Source organism: Streptococcus sp. 4094 (assembly GCF_013277125.1).
GTDB lineage: Bacteria > Bacillota > Bacilli > Lactobacillales > Streptococcaceae > Streptococcus.
Genome location: NZ_VMMI01000042.1, coordinates 1 through 15,977, shown reverse-complemented (window position 1 = coordinate 15,977; position 15,977 = coordinate 1). Strand labels below are relative to the sequence as shown.

Sequence of the window (15,977 nt, the reverse complement as noted above, 5' to 3'; positions counted from 1 at the left end):
GGTGTTATTGTATCCCCAAAATAATATAAAACAAAGTATGAAAACGCTACGCAATTTTAAGACTTTTCGGTAAATAAATAGTATAATTAAGGTATACTGCCTTTTTTATAGATAATACACTAATATAATAAAAGTCTTTGTAACATCTATAAATTGTATTTCAAGGAGGAATCATGGAAAAATATTTTGGTGAAAAACAAGAGCGTTTTTCATTTAGAAAATTATCAGTAGGACTTGTATCTGCAACGATTTCAAGTTTATTTTTTATGTCTGTATTAGCTAGTTCATCTGTGGATGCTCAAGAAACTTCAGGAGTTCACTATAAATATGTGACAGAGTCAGAGCTATCATCAGAAGAAAAGAAGCAGCTTGTCTATGATATTCCGACATACGTGGAGAATGATGATGAGACTTATTATCTTGTTTATAAATTAAATTCCCAAAATCAATTGGGAGAATTGCCAAATACTGGAAGCAAGAATGAGATGCAAGCCTTAGTTGCTGGTGCTAGCTTAGCGGCTCTGGGGATTTTAATTTTTGCTGTTTCTAAGAAAAAAGTTAAGAATAAAACGGTATTACATTTAGTATTGGTTGCAGGAATAGGAAATGGTGTCTTAGTTTCAGCCCATTCTTTAGAAAATCATCTTTTGCTGAATTACAATACGGACTATGAATTGACTTCTGGAGAAAAATTACCTCTTCCTAAAGATATTTCAGGTTACAGATATGTTGGATATATCAAAGAGGGAAACATAACTTCTGAGCCTAAAGTAAATAATCAAGAAAAATCAGCAGCCACTCCTACAAAACAACAAAAGGTAGATTATAGTGTTACACCGAATTTTGTAGACCATCCATCAACAGTACAAGCTATTCAGGAACAAACACCTGTTTCTTCAACTAAGCCGACAGAAGTTCAAGTAGTTGAAAAACCTCTCTCTACAGAATTAACCGATCCAACAAAAGAAGAGAAACAATCTTCAAATTCTCAAGCACAATTAGCCGAACACAAAAATCTAGAGACGAAGAAAGAGGAAAAGATTTCTCCAAAAGAAAAGACTGGGGTAAATACATTAAATCCACAGGATGAAGTTCTATCAGGTCAGTTGAATAAACCTGAACTCTTATATCGTGACGAAACTATAGAGACAAAAATAGATTTTCAAGAAGAAGTTCAGGAGAATCCTGATTTAGCTGAAGGAACTGTAAGAGTAAAACAAGAAGGTACATTAGGTAAAAAAGTTGAAGTCATCAGAATATTCTCTGTAAACAAGGAAGAAGTTTCGCGAGAAATTGTTTCAACTTCAACGACTGCGCCTGTTTCAAGAATAGTCGAAAAAGGTACTAAAAAAACTCAAGTTATAACGGAACAACCTGAGACTGGTACAGAATATAAGGACGTACAGTCTGGAGCTATTGTTGAACCCGCAGTCCAGCCTGAATTACCGGAAGCAGTAGTAAGTGATAAAGGTGAACCTGAAGTTCAACCAGCGTTGCCGGAAGCAGTTGTGACTGACAAAGGTGAGACTGAGGTTCAACCAGAGTCGCCAGATACTGTGGTAAGTGATAAAGGTGAACCTGAGCAGATTGCACTCCTACCAGAATACACAGGGGTACAGGCTGGCGCTGTAGTCGCACCTGAGCAAGTGGCACCACTACCAGAATACACAGGGGTACAGGCTGGCGCTGTAGTCGCACCTGAGCAAGTGGCACCACTACCAGAATACACAGGTCCACAGGCTGGAGCGATAGTCGAGCCAGAGCAGATAGCACCGCTACCTGAATATACAGGAGTTCAGACCGGAGCTATAGTAGAACCAGAAAAAGCCGAAGCACCGAAAGAGTACACAGGGGTGCAAGCCGGAGCGATAGTCGAGCCAGAGAAAGTAGAAGCTCCGAGAGAATATACGGGTATACAAGCTGGAGCAATAGTAGAACCAGAAAAAGTCGAAGCACCAAGAGAGTACACAGGAGTACAAGCCGGAGCGATAGTCGAGCCAGAGAAAGTAGAAGCACCGAAAGAATATACAGGTGTACAAGCTGGAGCTATTGTTGAACCGGAGCAGGTAGCCCCCCTACCAGAATATACAGGCGTACAAGCTGGTGCATTAGTAGAACCAGAAAAGGTAGATCCACTTCCTGAATACAAGGGGAATATTGAGCAACTAAAACCTGAAACTCCCGTTGAGAAGCCGAAAGAAACAGATCCAGAAAAAACAATAGAACTAAGAAGTGTTTCTGATGTGGAGCTCTATAGTTATGAAGGAGATCGGTCAAGACAGCATACAAGATTGGATAAAGTACCAGATAATAAATCTGCTTATTTCATTAAGGTGAAGTCAACTAAATTTAAAGATGTACTGCTCCCAGTTTCAAATATTGAGGACACTACAAAAGACGGTAACGCAGTCTATAAAATTACAGCTAGATTGGAACACTTGAAGCAATCTGTAGACAATCAATACCAAGATAATTTTACTTATTATCTTCCAAAAGTTGTTCAAAACGATAGCCCTATCTACACATCATTTAAAAAATTAGTAACTGATATGAATAGTAGACCAGATGGAACTTTTACACTGGGTGCGACCATGAATGCTCGCGAGTTTGAGTTAAATGAAAATCAAGAAAGTTATATTACAAATAACTTTACAGGGAAATTGATTGGTAGTCATCAGGGTAAACATTATGCTATCTATAATTTGAAAAAGCCGTTATTCAATAGATTAGAACACGCTACTGTTAAGGATCTCACCTTAAAAGATGTCAATATTTCTGGTAAGAATCATGTCGCATCAGTTGCTAAGGAAGCCACAAATTCTTCAACTTTAGATAACGTTCACGCAAATGGAATCATTGCTGGTGAGCTAGGTATCGGAGGACTTGTCCAAAAAGTTGAAAATTCTACCGTAAGTAATAGTAGCTTCACCGGAAGAATAACAAATACTTTTGTTACAACCTCTCAGTATGCAATTGGTGGTCTAGTCGGTCAATTAACTGGTACGAATGCTAGTGTAGATCATTCTATAGCATCAGTAACTATTTCAAGCAATGCAGAATATTCTAACCAAACCATTGGTGGAATTGCAGGTATCGTAGAAAATAATGCAACTGTAGCAAATAGTTATGCTGAAGGTGAAATAAATAATGCTAAACCATTCGCTAGAGTCGGTGGAGTTGCAGGTTCCCTATGGACGCAAGAAGGCGGAGCAGATGATAATACCGGCCACTTGAATAACGTTCTCAGCGATATGAATATTACAAATGGGAATGCGATTTCTGGTTACCACTTCAATGGTATGAAGCAGAAAAAGGTATACAGTAATAAAGACAATAAGGTAGTTAATGTTCAAGCAGTTGGAGATGAGGTAATGTCAGTTGATTCCACTGTAGAACGTGGTACTGAGATTGAAAAAACAGCAGTTCAAGCCAAGAAAGACCAGATTACTACAAAGAAAACTATAACCGTGGAAGATTTCACAAATTCTGCTAAACAGGATGTAGATTATACCAAGGCAGCTCATTATCAGGAGACAAGAAAAGTTGCATATAAAAATATAGAAAAATTATTGCCTTTCTATAATAGAGACACCATTGTGAAGTATGGAAATCAATTGTCAGCTGATAATAATCTATTTAAGAAAGAACTGTTATCTGTTGTCGCTATGAAAAATGAGGAAGTGGCTTCAGATATTACTTCAGATAAGCACTCTATCAATCACTTATTACTACATTACAAAGATGGAACATCTGAGAAAGTGAGCTTAACCTACCATAGTGATTTTGCAAATCTGGCTGAGTATACTATTGGAACTACAGGTCTAGTATACACACCAAATGCTTTCCTAAAAGATTATACGTCTATAATAAACAGAGTTAAAAATGACTTAAATACAGTGCAGTATGATCCAACTACTCTTAAGAATTTGTTAGGAATTTCGGATAATGTTAAATTAACAGAACTCTATCTAGATGAGCAATTCACTAAGACAAAAGATCACTTAACTGAAACTCTTAAAAAATTACTTTCAGTTGATGCAGCTGTTTCTGGAAATAATAGTGCTATTGACAATTACATTGTTGATAAAATCAAGCGCAACAAAGAAGCCTTGATGCTAGGATTAACCTATCTAGAACGCTGGTATGATTTCCAATTTGATAAGGCTAGCGCAAAAGATTTGCTTATGTTCCATATGGATTTCTTTGGTAAGGGAAATACCTCTCCTCTTGATACGATTATTGAACTAGGCAAATCTGGCTACAACAATCTCTTGGCTAAAAATAATGTGGTTACTTACAATGCCTTGTTGACTAATAACTACAGTACAAAAGATTTGTTTAGTGCTTTAGAAGGTTACCGTAAAGCATTTGCACCACATCAAACTAACAATGAATGGTTTAAATCACAGACAAAAGCCTTAATCGTTGAAGAAAAATCTAATATTCCAGAAGTGAGGGCTAATCAGGAAAAAGTTGGCAGCAAGTACTCTATCGGTGTCTATGATCGAATCACTAGCGACAGCTGGAAATACCGTAACATGGTACTGCCTCTACTTACCTTGCCAGAAAGATCCGTATTTGTCATTTCAACCATATCTAGTCTAGGTTTTGGTTCTTATGATCGCTATCGTAATAAAGAACATCAAGCAAATGGTGATCTAAATAACTTTGTTGAAAAGAGTGCTCACGAAACAGCAGAGCGTCAACGAGATCACTATGATTATTGGTATCGTATTCTAGATAAGGAAGGGCGTGAGAAACTTTACCGAAATATCTTGCTTTATGATGCCTATAAATTTGGAACTGATAATACTGAAGGAAAGGCTACAGAAGTAGCAGATTTTGATAATCCAAATCCTGCAATGAAACATTTCTTTGGACCTGTTGGAAATAAGGTTGGACATAATGGACACGGTGCTTATGCTACAGGGGATGCCGTTTATTATATGGGTTATCGTATGTTGGATAAGGATGGAGCTATCACTTATACACATGAAATGACGCATGATTCAGATCAGGACATCTATCTTGGTGGCTATGGTCGAAGAAGTGGCTTGGGACCAGAGTTTTTTGCTAAAGGCTTATTGCAAGCACCAGACCATCCAGAAGATGCGACAATCACCATTAATTCGATCTTGAAACATTTAAAATCGGATAGTAAAGAAGGAGAACGATTACAAATACTCGATCCAACTACGAGATTTAAAGACGCGACAGATCTTCAAAAATATGTACACAACATGTTTGATGTTGTTTATATGTTGGAATATCTTGAAGGAAATTCAATTCTTAAATTGGATACGAATCAAAAACAACAACTTCTTAGAAAAGTTACAAATGAGTATCATCCAGATCCAGATGGAAATAGTGTCTATGCAACAAATGTAGTTAAAGATTTGGCATATGCAGAAGCTGAAAAATTACATTCATTTAATGATTTGATTGAGAATAATATTATTTCGTCTAGGGAATATGCTTCAGGTAAATACGAAAGAAATGGTTACTATACGATCAAACTATTTGCGCCGATTTATGCAGCATTAAGTAATGATAAAGGAACGCCAGGTGACCTGATGGGCCGTCGTATAGCCTATGAACTATTAGCTGCAAAAGGATTTAAAGATGGTATGGTACCATATATCTCAAATCAATTTGAACCCGATGCTAGGGCAAATAATAAAACGATTACCTCATATGGTAAGACCAAAGGATTAGTAACAGATACATTAGTACTTCAGAAATTATTTAATGGTCAATACCACACTTGGAGTGATTTTAAAAAGGCCATGTATAAAGAGCGCCAAGATAAGTTTGGACAATTAAATACAGTGTCATTTAAAGATCCATCAACCCCTTGGTATAATCGAAAAATAAAGACTATTAAATCGATAAACGAGTTAGAAAATTTAATGAGAAAAGCTGTATTGGAAGATTTAGATACACCTCATTGGGATAACTATAATCCAGAAACAGATAGTGCGGTTCATAAGTTGAAAAAAGCAATCTTTAAAGCTTATCTTGACCAAACCGATGATTTTAGAAGTTCAATTTTTGAGAATAAAAAATAGTTTTTACTGTTAGGAAATAAAATTAAAGAAGGTGATTACGCTTGTCATTATTTAAAAAAGAACGATTTTCGATCCGAAAAATCTGTGGGATTGTTGGTTCGGTATTACTCGGAAGTATCTTGGTTGCGCCGTCAATCATTCATGCTTCTACCTATCATTATGTTGAAAAAAGCGATCTTACAAAGGAAGAACAAAGCAAGATTCAAGCAGGAATTCCTACTGATAATGAGGTAACTTATGCTCTTATTTATCAGCAGGAAACTCTTCCTGCGACAGGTTCATCGACTTCTGTGCTTACAGCTTTAGGTCTATTAGCTGTTGGTAGTTTAGTCCTTTTGGTTCATAAAAATAAAAAAGTTGCTAGTCTGTTCTTAGTTACTACGATTGGACTGATTAGTCTTTCTAGTATGCAAGCTCTCGATCTAAGCAATCCTTTGAAAGCTCCAAGTAATGAAGGAGTAGTTCAAATTGCTGGGTATCGTTATATTGGATACTTACCCCTTAATGATGATGCAATTTCAGAAATTCAACATAAAGCTGAGGGGACAAAAAATGTTCCAGTATCTGAAACTCAGGAAAGTATCCCTAATGAAGCGCCTAAAGCAGAAAAACCTAAAAATCCAGAGTCTGTAAGCACCGTTCCAAACGAGACAACTAAATCAGAGAAGCCAGAGTACACTGCACCGGTAGGCACAGTCCCTGACGAGGCGCCTAAAGCTGAGAAGCCAGAACATACAGCACCAGTTAGTGGTAATCTGGTAGAATCTGAAGTTCATGAGAAACCAGAATATACAGCTCCAATTGGCGGTAATTTAGTTGAACCAGCAGTTCATGAAAAACCAGCATACACTGAACCTGTAGGTACAGTTCCAGATAAAGCGCCTAAAACTGAGAAACCAGAATATACTGAACCTGTAGGTACAACAGGAGTAGATGAAAACGGCAACTTGATTGAGCCACCTGTTAGCGAAAAACCAGAGTATACCAATCCGGTAGGTACAACAGGAGTAGACGAAAACGGCAACTTGATTGCACCACCTGTTAACGACATTCCAGCATACACTGAACCAGTAGGTACAACAGGAGTGGATGAAAACGGCAACTTGATTGCACCACCTGTTAACGACATTCCAGCATACACTGAACCAGTAGGTACAACAGGAGTGGACGAAAACAGCAACTTGATTGCACCACCTGTTAACGACATTCCAGAGTATACTGAACCAATATCTACAGTTTCAGAAGTTGCATCAGAAAGAGAAGAGTTGCCTTCTTTACATACCGATATTCGGACAGAGACTATTCCTAAAACCACTATAGAAGAACCTGATCCTAGCAAATTTATAGGCGATGATTCTGTTAGACAAGTTGGTGAGGATGGCGAACGTCAAATTGTTACTAGCTATGAAGAGTTACATGGCAAAAAAATCAGTGACCCAGTTGAAACAGTAACTATTTTGAAAGAAATGAAGCCTAAAATTCTTGTAAAAGGTACCAAAGAAAAACCTAAAGAAAAAACGGCTCCTGTTTTGACCTTAGATAGAACAAATACAAATGTATTAAACCGATCCGCAACTCTTTCTTATCATTTAGTTAATACAGATGGAGTCACAATCAATAAAATTACTGCGACAATTAAAGATGGAAATGAAATTGTCAAAACAGTAGATTTGACTTCAGAGCAGTTAAATAAGCAGGTAGAAGATTTAAAATTCTACAAGGACTATAAGATAGAGACCACTATGACCTATGACCGTGGCAAGGGAGAAGAAACTGCAACATTAGAAGAGAAACCACTTCGCTTGGATTTGAAAAAAGTTGAAATTAAAAATATCGCATCTACTAATTTAGTGAAGGTAAATGACGATGGTACTGAAACACCTAGTGATTTCATGACTGAAAAACCTTCAGATGAAGATGTGAAGAAAATGTACTTAAAAATTACTAGTCGTGATAATAAAGTAACACGTTTAGCAGTTGATAAGATTGAGTTAGTAACTGAAAAAGAAAAAGAACTTTATAAAATTACAGCAACCGCTCAAGATTTAATTCAACATGTTGATCCATCTAAGACTAGAAATGAATACATTCATTACATTGAAAAACCAGTTCCAAAAGTTGATAACGTTTATTATAACTTTAAAGAATTGGTAGATGCTATGAATGCTGATAAAAACGGTACATTTAAAATCGGTGCAGATTTGAATGCAGAAAATGTACCAACGCCTAATAAAGAATATGTACCTGGGACATTTAGAGGTACATTGACCAGTGTAGAAGGTAACCAGTATTCAATTCATAACATGAAACGTCAATTATTCGGTGGTATCGAAGGTGGTTCAGTTAAAAATATTAACTTAGCAAACGTTAATATCAATATGCCTTGGATTAATGATATTTCAGCACTTGCTAAGACTGTTAAAAATGCGACAGTTGAGAATATCAAGGTTACTGGTAGCATTCTTGGAAACAATAGTATTGCTGGTATTGTTAATAAGATTGATCGTGGTGGCCTGTTAAGAAATGTAGCATTTATCGGTAAATTGCAGGCTGTTGGTGATCGTGATTGGAATTTAGCTGGTATTGCTGGTGAAATTTGGAAAGGTAACTTAGATAGAGCATATGCTGATGTAACAATCACAGGTAAACGAGCTAGAGCTGCTGGACTTGTTGCGAAATCTGATAATGGTATGGATAATTTCACTGTAGGAAAAGAGGGCTCTGTTCGTCATTCAGTTGCTAAAGGTACAATTGACATTGATAATCCAGTTGATGTTGGTGGGTTTATCAGTTCTAACTGGGTATTAGGGCAAATTGAAGATAACGTATCAATGGTGAAAGTTTCTAAAGGTGAGATCTTCTATGGTTCAAGAAATATAGATGACGAAGGTGGTTACTTCTCAGGTAATAGACTTGAAAATGATTTCGTTGTTCGTGATATGAGTACAGGAGCCTCTTCATATCAACGTTCTAAACGTGTTAAAGAAATTAGTTTAGAAGAAGCTAATAAGAAAATTAAAGGGTACAATATAACAGCTAGTGGATTTGAAATTAGTACTCTTCCTGAAGATACGCTTAACCTTACAACACCAAAATCAGAGGAATACAAATCAACTCAAGATTACAAAGCCGAACGTGATTTAGCATATCGTAACATTGAAAAACTTCAACCGTTCTACAACAAAGAATGGATTGTCAACCAAGGTAACAAACTTGCAGAAGATTCAAACTTAGCTAAGAAAGAAGTCCTTTCTGTTACGGGTATGAAAGACGGACAGTTTGTAACTGACTTATCAGATATTGATAAGATTATGGTTCACTATGCAGATGGTACAAAAGAAGAAATGGGGGTCACACTCAAGGATTCTAAAGTCCAACAAGTGCGTGAATATAGCGTATCTGGTCTTGGAGATGTTGTTTATACACCAAACATGGTTGATAAAAATCGTGATAAATTGATTGCTGATGTTAAATCTCAATTATCAAGTGTGGAATTGATTTCACAAGAAGTAAGAGATTTAATGAGTAGACGTGATAAACCTGCAGAGAATACGGATGAACGTAAGAATGGTTATATTAAAGATCTATACTTAGAAGAAAGCTTTTCCGAAGTGAAGCAAAATCTAGATAAGTTAGTCAAAGCCTTGGTCGAAAATGAAGACCATCAATTAAATGGTGATGAAGCTGCGATAAAATCACTTCTCAAGAAAGTGGAAACCAATAAAGCTAAAATCATGATGGCTCTGACTTATCTCAATCGTTACTATGATATCAAATACGGTGACATGAGTATAAAAAACATCTTGATGTTCAAACCTGATTTTTATGGTAAAACACCAAGTGTTATTGACAGACTCATCAACATCGGTTCAAGTGAAAAGAACTTGAAAGGGGATCGGACTCAGGATGCTTACCGTGAAATCATCGCAGGTAATACTGGTAAAGGTAATTTGCGTAACTTCTTAGAATACAACATGCGTTTGTTCACTGAGGATAAAGATATTAACGATTGGTTTATCCATTCTGCTAAAAATGTTTATGTTTCAGAACCTAAGACAACAAATACAGAGTTGAAAGATAAACGTCATCGTGTGTTCGATGGTTTAGATAACGGTGTTCATGGACGTATGATTTTGCCTTTATTAACGCTTAAGAATGCTCATATGTTCTTAATTTCAACATACAATACGATGGCTTATAGTTCATTTGAGAAATATGGTAAACATACAGAAGAAACTAGAAATGAATTCAAAAAAGAAATTGATAAGGTTGCACATGCACAACAAACTTACCTTGACTTCTGGTCACGTTTATCATTATCTAATGTTCGTGATAGATTACTTAAGAGTCAAAATATGGTTCCAACACCTGTATGGGATAACCAAAACTATAGCGGTATAAAAGGCATAAATCGTATGGGTTATGATAAGAATAATAAACCAATTGCACCTATTCGTGAATTATATGGACCAACTTGGAAATTCCATGATACCAACTGGTATATGGGAGCTATGGCGTCAATATTCCCTAATCCTAACCCTAATGACCAAGTTTATTTCATGGTAACTGATATGATTAGTCAGTTTGGCATTTCAGCATTTACTCACGAAACAACACACGTAAACGATAGAATGCTTTACTTCGGTGGTCATAAGCATCGTCAAGGTACAGACGTCGAAGCCTATGCGCAAGGTATGTTGCAAACACCTGATAAATCAACAACTAATGGTGAATATGGTGCTTTAGGTTTGAACATGGCTTATCATCGTGAAAATGATGGTGACCAATGGTACAATTATAATCCTGACAAGTTACAAACTCGTGAAGACATCGATCGATATATGAAAAACTATAATGAAGCACTGATGATGCTAGATCATGTAGAAGCAGACGCCGTACTTCCACGATTAAATGGTAACAATAGCAAGTGGTTTAAGAAAATTGACAGAGTCGATAGACATGTTGATGGTTTAAATAAATTAACCGCTCCACACCAATGGGATAAAGTTCGTGACCTAAATGATGGAGAGAAAGCTAAATCATTAGCAAGTATCGATGATTTGGTTGATAATAACTTTATGACCAAACATAATAATCCAGGTAATGGTATATTCCGACCAGAGGACTTTAGGCCTAATTCAGCATATGTTAATGTTCAAATGATGGCTGGTATTTATGGTGGTAATACAAGTAAAGGTGCCCCAGGTTCATTATCATTCAAACATAATGCCTTCCGTATGTGGGGTTATTATGGATATGACAAAGGTTTCACTAGTTATGTATCTAGCAAATATCAAGGTGAAGCTGATAAACAAAACCAGGGTAGATTAGGTGATGATTTCATTATTAAGAAAGTTTCTGGAGACAAGTTCAAGACACTTGAAGAGTGGAAGAGACATTGGTATCACGATGTTAAAGCTAAAGCAGAACAAGGATTTACTGCTATTGAAATTGACGGTAAACAAATTACCAACTATACACAATTGAAGGATATCTTTGTTAAAGCAGTTGAAGAAGATTTGAAGAAACCAGATGACTTCTCTCACACTGTTGCTCTTAAATCTAAGGTCTTCAAAGCCCTTCTTAAAAACACAGACGGTTTCTTTAACCAACTGTTTAAAGAAGACATTTAAATGTTTAAAATATAAAGAGGGCAGTTTTTTGCTCCCTCTGAAAAGTCATCATTTGATGGCTTTTTTCTATATAGGGTACTTGAAAGGCTATCATCGGACAAAATAAAGAAGGCATGATATAATATAAGGTAGATTTCTATGTCATAAAATAAAAAACTGTTTGAACATCATTCATTTGAGAACTCTTTATGTTCAAACTATAGTAAAATAAAATAGGGTCTCTAAACCCTTGCTACGAAAGGAAAAAAACTCAATGGCTACTATTCAATGGTTTCCTGGTCACATGTCTAAGGCGCGTCGACAGGTGCAGGAAAATTTAAAATTTGTTGATTTTGTGACGATTTTGGTGGATGCACGTTTACCACTATCTAGTCAAAATCCTATGTTGACCAAGATTGTTGGTGACAAACCAAAACTTTTGATTTTAAACAAGGCCGACTTGGCCGATCCAGCAATGACCAAGGAATGGCGTCAATATTTTGAATCACAAGGAATCCAGACGCTAGCTATCAACTCTAAAGAGCAAGTAACCGTAAAAGTTGTAACTGATGCTGCTAAAAAACTCATGGCTGATAAGATTGCTCGCCAGAGAGAACGTGGGATTAAAATTGAAACCTTGCGTACCATGATTATTGGGATTCCAAATGCTGGTAAATCAACGCTTATGAACCGTTTGGCTGGTAAGAAAATTGCTGTTGTCGGAAACAAACCAGGTGTGACCAAGGGGCAACAATGGCTCAAAACCAATAAAGACTTGGAAATCCTGGATACACCGGGGATTCTTTGGCCTAAGTTTGAGGATGAAACTGTAGCTCTTAAGTTGGCCTTGACTGGAGCTATCAAAGACCAGTTGCTTCCTATGGATGAGGTAACTATTTTTGGCCTCAATTATTTCAAAGAACATTATCCAGAAATGCTGGCCGAACGCTTCAAGCAAATGAAAATTGAAGAAGAAGCGCCTGTTATTATTATGGACATGACCCGTGCCCTAGGTTTCCGTGATGACTATGACCGCTTTTACAGTCTCTTCGTGAAGGAAGTCCGTGATGGCAAACTCGGTAACTATACCTTAGATACATTGGAAGACCTCGATGGCGACGATTAAAGAAATCAAAGAACTCCTTGCTACGGTCAAGGACTTAGATAACCCTATTTTTTTAGAACTCGAAAATGATAATCGTTCTGGAGTTCAAAAGGAAATCAGCAAGCGTAAAAAAGCCATTCAGGCTGAATTAGATGAGGATCTTCGTTTGGAATCCATGCTTTCTTATGAAAAAGAACTTTACAAGAAAGGACTGACCTTAATTGCTGGTGTTGATGAGGTCGGCCGTGGTCCTCTGGCTGGTCCTGTAGTCGCTGCTGCCGTTATTTTACCTAAAAATTGTAAGATTAGAGGTCTCAACGACAGCAAGAAAATTCCTAAAAAGAAACATCTGGAGATTTTCCAAGCAGTTCAAGACCAAGCCTTGTCAATTGGCATTGGTATCATGGATAATCAGGTCATCGACCAAGTCAATATCTATGAAGCAACCAAACTGGCCATGCAGGAAGCAATCTCTCAGCTCAGTCCTCAACCTGAGCACCTTTTGATAGATGCCATGAAACTGGATTTACCAATTTCACAAACCTCCATCATCAAAGGAGATGCCAATTCCCTCTCGATCGCAGCAGCTTCTATAGTAGCCAAGGTGACACGTGATGAATTGATGAAGGAATATGATCAGCAGTTTCCTGGCTATGATTTTGCTACTAATGCAGGTTATGGAACTGCTAAACACCTAGAAGGACTCGAAAAACTAGGAGTTACCCCAATTCACCGAACCAGCTTTGAACCCGTTAAATCACTGGTTTTAGGTAAAAAAGAAAGTTAATTGAAAGGAGATACCATGGAGGAACAGTCGGAAATAGTCCGTTCTAAGAAAGAATTCGCCTTTGCATCCAGCACTATCCTATCCCAAGTTGGTCGAGGAATCATTGTCGGCCTCGTCGTTGGAATTATCGTCGGATCCTTTCGTTTCTTAATTGAAAAGGGCTTCCACCTGATACAAGGACTTTATCAAGATCAAGGGCACTTATTTGTTCATTTATTTATTATCGCCCTGTTTTATCTAGTCATTTGCTGGCTCAGTGCCAAACTGACACGGTCAGAAAAAGATATCAAAGGCTCAGGAATTCCGCAAGTCGAAGCCGAACTGAAAGGTCTCATGACCCTCAACTGGTGGGGTGTTCTCTGGAAAAAATATATTCTAGGAATTCTAGCTATTGCCAGCGGACTCATGCTGGGGCGTGAAGGGCCAAGTATCCAACTGGGAGCAGTTGGTGGCAAAGGAATTGCCAAGTGGCTCAAATCCAGTCCAGTAGAGGAACGTTCCTTGATTGCCAGTGGAGCTGCAGCAGGTTTAGCCGCTGCCTTTAATGCTCCGATTGCTGGACTTCTCTTTGTGGTAGAAGAAGTCTATCATCACTTTTCACGCTTTTTCTGGGTTTCCACTCTAGCAGCCAGCATTGTAGCAAACTTTGTTTCTTTACTCATATTTGGCCTAACGCCCGTACTGGATATGCCAGATAATATCCCTCTCATGACCTTAGATCAGTATTGGATTTACTTGGTTATGGGGATTTTTCTAGGACTTTCCGGTTTTCTCTATGAGAAAGCTGTATTAAATGTCGGTCGAGTTTATGACTGGCTTGGTCAAAAAATCCATTTGGATAGAGCTTATTATCCAATTCTTGCTTTTATTCTCATCATACCAGTCGGAATTTTTTTACCCCACATCCTTGGTGGTGGAAATCAGCTGGTACTTTCCCTAACTGAGCAAGATTTTAGTTTTCAAGTTCTATTAGCTTACTTTTTAATTCGCTTTATCTGGAGCATGATTAGTTATGGAAGTGGTCTTCCAGGAGGAATTTTCCTACCAATTTTGGCGCTTGGTTCCTTACTTGGTGCCTTAGTTGGTGTTATCTGTGTCAATCTTGGACTTGTCAGTCAAGAGCAATTCCCTATATTTATCATTCTAGGAATGAGTGGCTATTTTGGAGCTATATCAAAAGCTCCCTTAACTGCTATGATTCTGGTAACTGAGATGGTAGGAGATATTCGCAACCTCATGCCACTTGGTTTAGTAACCTTGGTCTCCTACATCATTATGGACCTACTCAAAGGTGCACCAGTCTATGAAGCCATGCTGGAAAAAATGCTTCCAGAAGAAGTATCCAGCGAAGGAGAAGTTACACTTATCGAAATACCAGTTTCTGATAAAATTGCTGGGAAACAAGTTCATGAACTCAACTTACCACACAACGTCCTCATCACTACCCAAGTGCATAATGGTAAGAGCCAAACAGTTAACGGCTCAACTAGAATGTTTCTCGGAGATATGATTCACCTGGTTATTCCAAAAAGTGAAATTGGAAAAGTCAAAGATTTGTTGTTGTAGTGATTTTTACATAATTTATGTTATGTAAAAAATAAACTTCTTAATTTAATATAATAGAAAACCGATTCTCAGTAATGAGATCGGTTATTCTTTACTAACAAGATGTTTAACATCAAGTAATCGAACTTTGTTGAAAATAAGACTATAATTAAGTTAGAAATGATAAAGCATAAAGCTAGAAAGGAGTTTACTGTATCAAATCTGTACAGTAAGATTAAAATCATGAAAAAGAAAACGATAGCAATTATACAATGCATTTTGTATCTCATAGCTCCTTATATAGCTCTTCAGTTATGTAGTATGAACAGAAGTTTAGTGGGTGAGATTTTTATTATTTTCCTTATTCTGTTGACTATTTCATTCTGGTTTAGTATTTGGAAACTAGAAAAAGCACTAGCTAATGATTCACAATAGAAACTGCAAAGATTTAGATCCGTAAAACTAAAAGTTTATGTACAATTGAATTAACTAAACTTAAACCATTGATAAAACTGAATTAGAAGCATAAAGTACATTTTACAATCAATGTACTTTATTTTTTATGTAAATTGTCTTAGTTACTTCCTAAAAAATATTTTATTTTAAAAAATAAATTTTGGATTATATACAATTGAAAAATTTTTAGTTTTCACTTTAATAAGGTATATTTTAGGCAATTTTGGACGAAAAAGTTTTTTATACTCAATAAAAATCAAAAAGCAAACTAGGAAGCTAGCCGCAGGTTGCTCAAAGCCCTGCCTTGAGGTTTTAGATAGAACTGACGAAGTCAGCTCAAAACACTGTTTTGAGGTTGCAGATGGAAGCTGACGTGGTTTGAAGAGATTTTCGAAGAGTATAAA

6 protein-coding genes are annotated in these 15,977 nt (G+C 36.9%); 5 read left to right on the top strand and 1 reads right to left on the bottom strand.

Annotated features, from left to right (window positions below; genetic code table 11):
• Window positions 1–173 precede the first annotated feature (173 nt).
• From HT721_RS08990 to HT721_RS08970, 5 genes are all read left to right on the top strand, one after another.
• Window positions 174–6,068 carry a ZmpA/ZmpB/ZmpC family metallo-endopeptidase gene (locus HT721_RS08990; RefSeq protein ID WP_173229641.1) on the top strand — a complete coding sequence of 1,965 codons (5,895 nt, stop codon included), beginning with the start codon at window positions 174–176 and terminating at the stop codon, window positions 6,066–6,068.
• A 41-nt stretch (window positions 6,069–6,109) separates the two neighbouring features.
• Complete coding sequence (locus HT721_RS08985; protein WP_173229639.1) at window positions 6,110–11,701, top strand: SIALI-17 repeat-containing surface protein; 5,592 nt, start codon at window positions 6,110–6,112, stop codon at window positions 11,699–11,701.
• 253 nt (window positions 11,702–11,954) lie between these two features.
• Window positions 11,955–12,806 carry a ribosome biogenesis GTPase YlqF gene (gene ylqF, locus HT721_RS08980; protein ID WP_173229637.1) on the top strand — a complete coding sequence of 284 codons (852 nt, stop codon included), beginning with the start codon at window positions 11,955–11,957 and terminating at the stop codon, window positions 12,804–12,806.
• Window positions 12,793–13,572 carry a ribonuclease HII gene (locus tag HT721_RS08975; RefSeq protein ID WP_173212620.1) on the top strand — a complete coding sequence of 260 codons (780 nt, stop codon included), beginning with the start codon at window positions 12,793–12,795 and terminating at the stop codon, window positions 13,570–13,572. Before ylqF ends, HT721_RS08975 begins: the two co-directional genes overlap by 14 nt.
• A gap of 15 nt (window positions 13,573–13,587) precedes the next feature.
• Complete coding sequence (locus HT721_RS08970) at window positions 13,588–15,138, top strand: ClC family H(+)/Cl(-) exchange transporter (RefSeq protein WP_173212618.1); 1,551 nt, start codon at window positions 13,588–13,590, stop codon at window positions 15,136–15,138.
• A 581-nt stretch (window positions 15,139–15,719) separates the two neighbouring features.
• Here the strand turns inward: HT721_RS08970 and HT721_RS11010 are convergent.
• Window positions 15,720–15,977: hypothetical protein (locus HT721_RS11010; RefSeq protein WP_205380588.1), on the bottom strand; the 258-nt coding region annotated here is incomplete at its 5' end.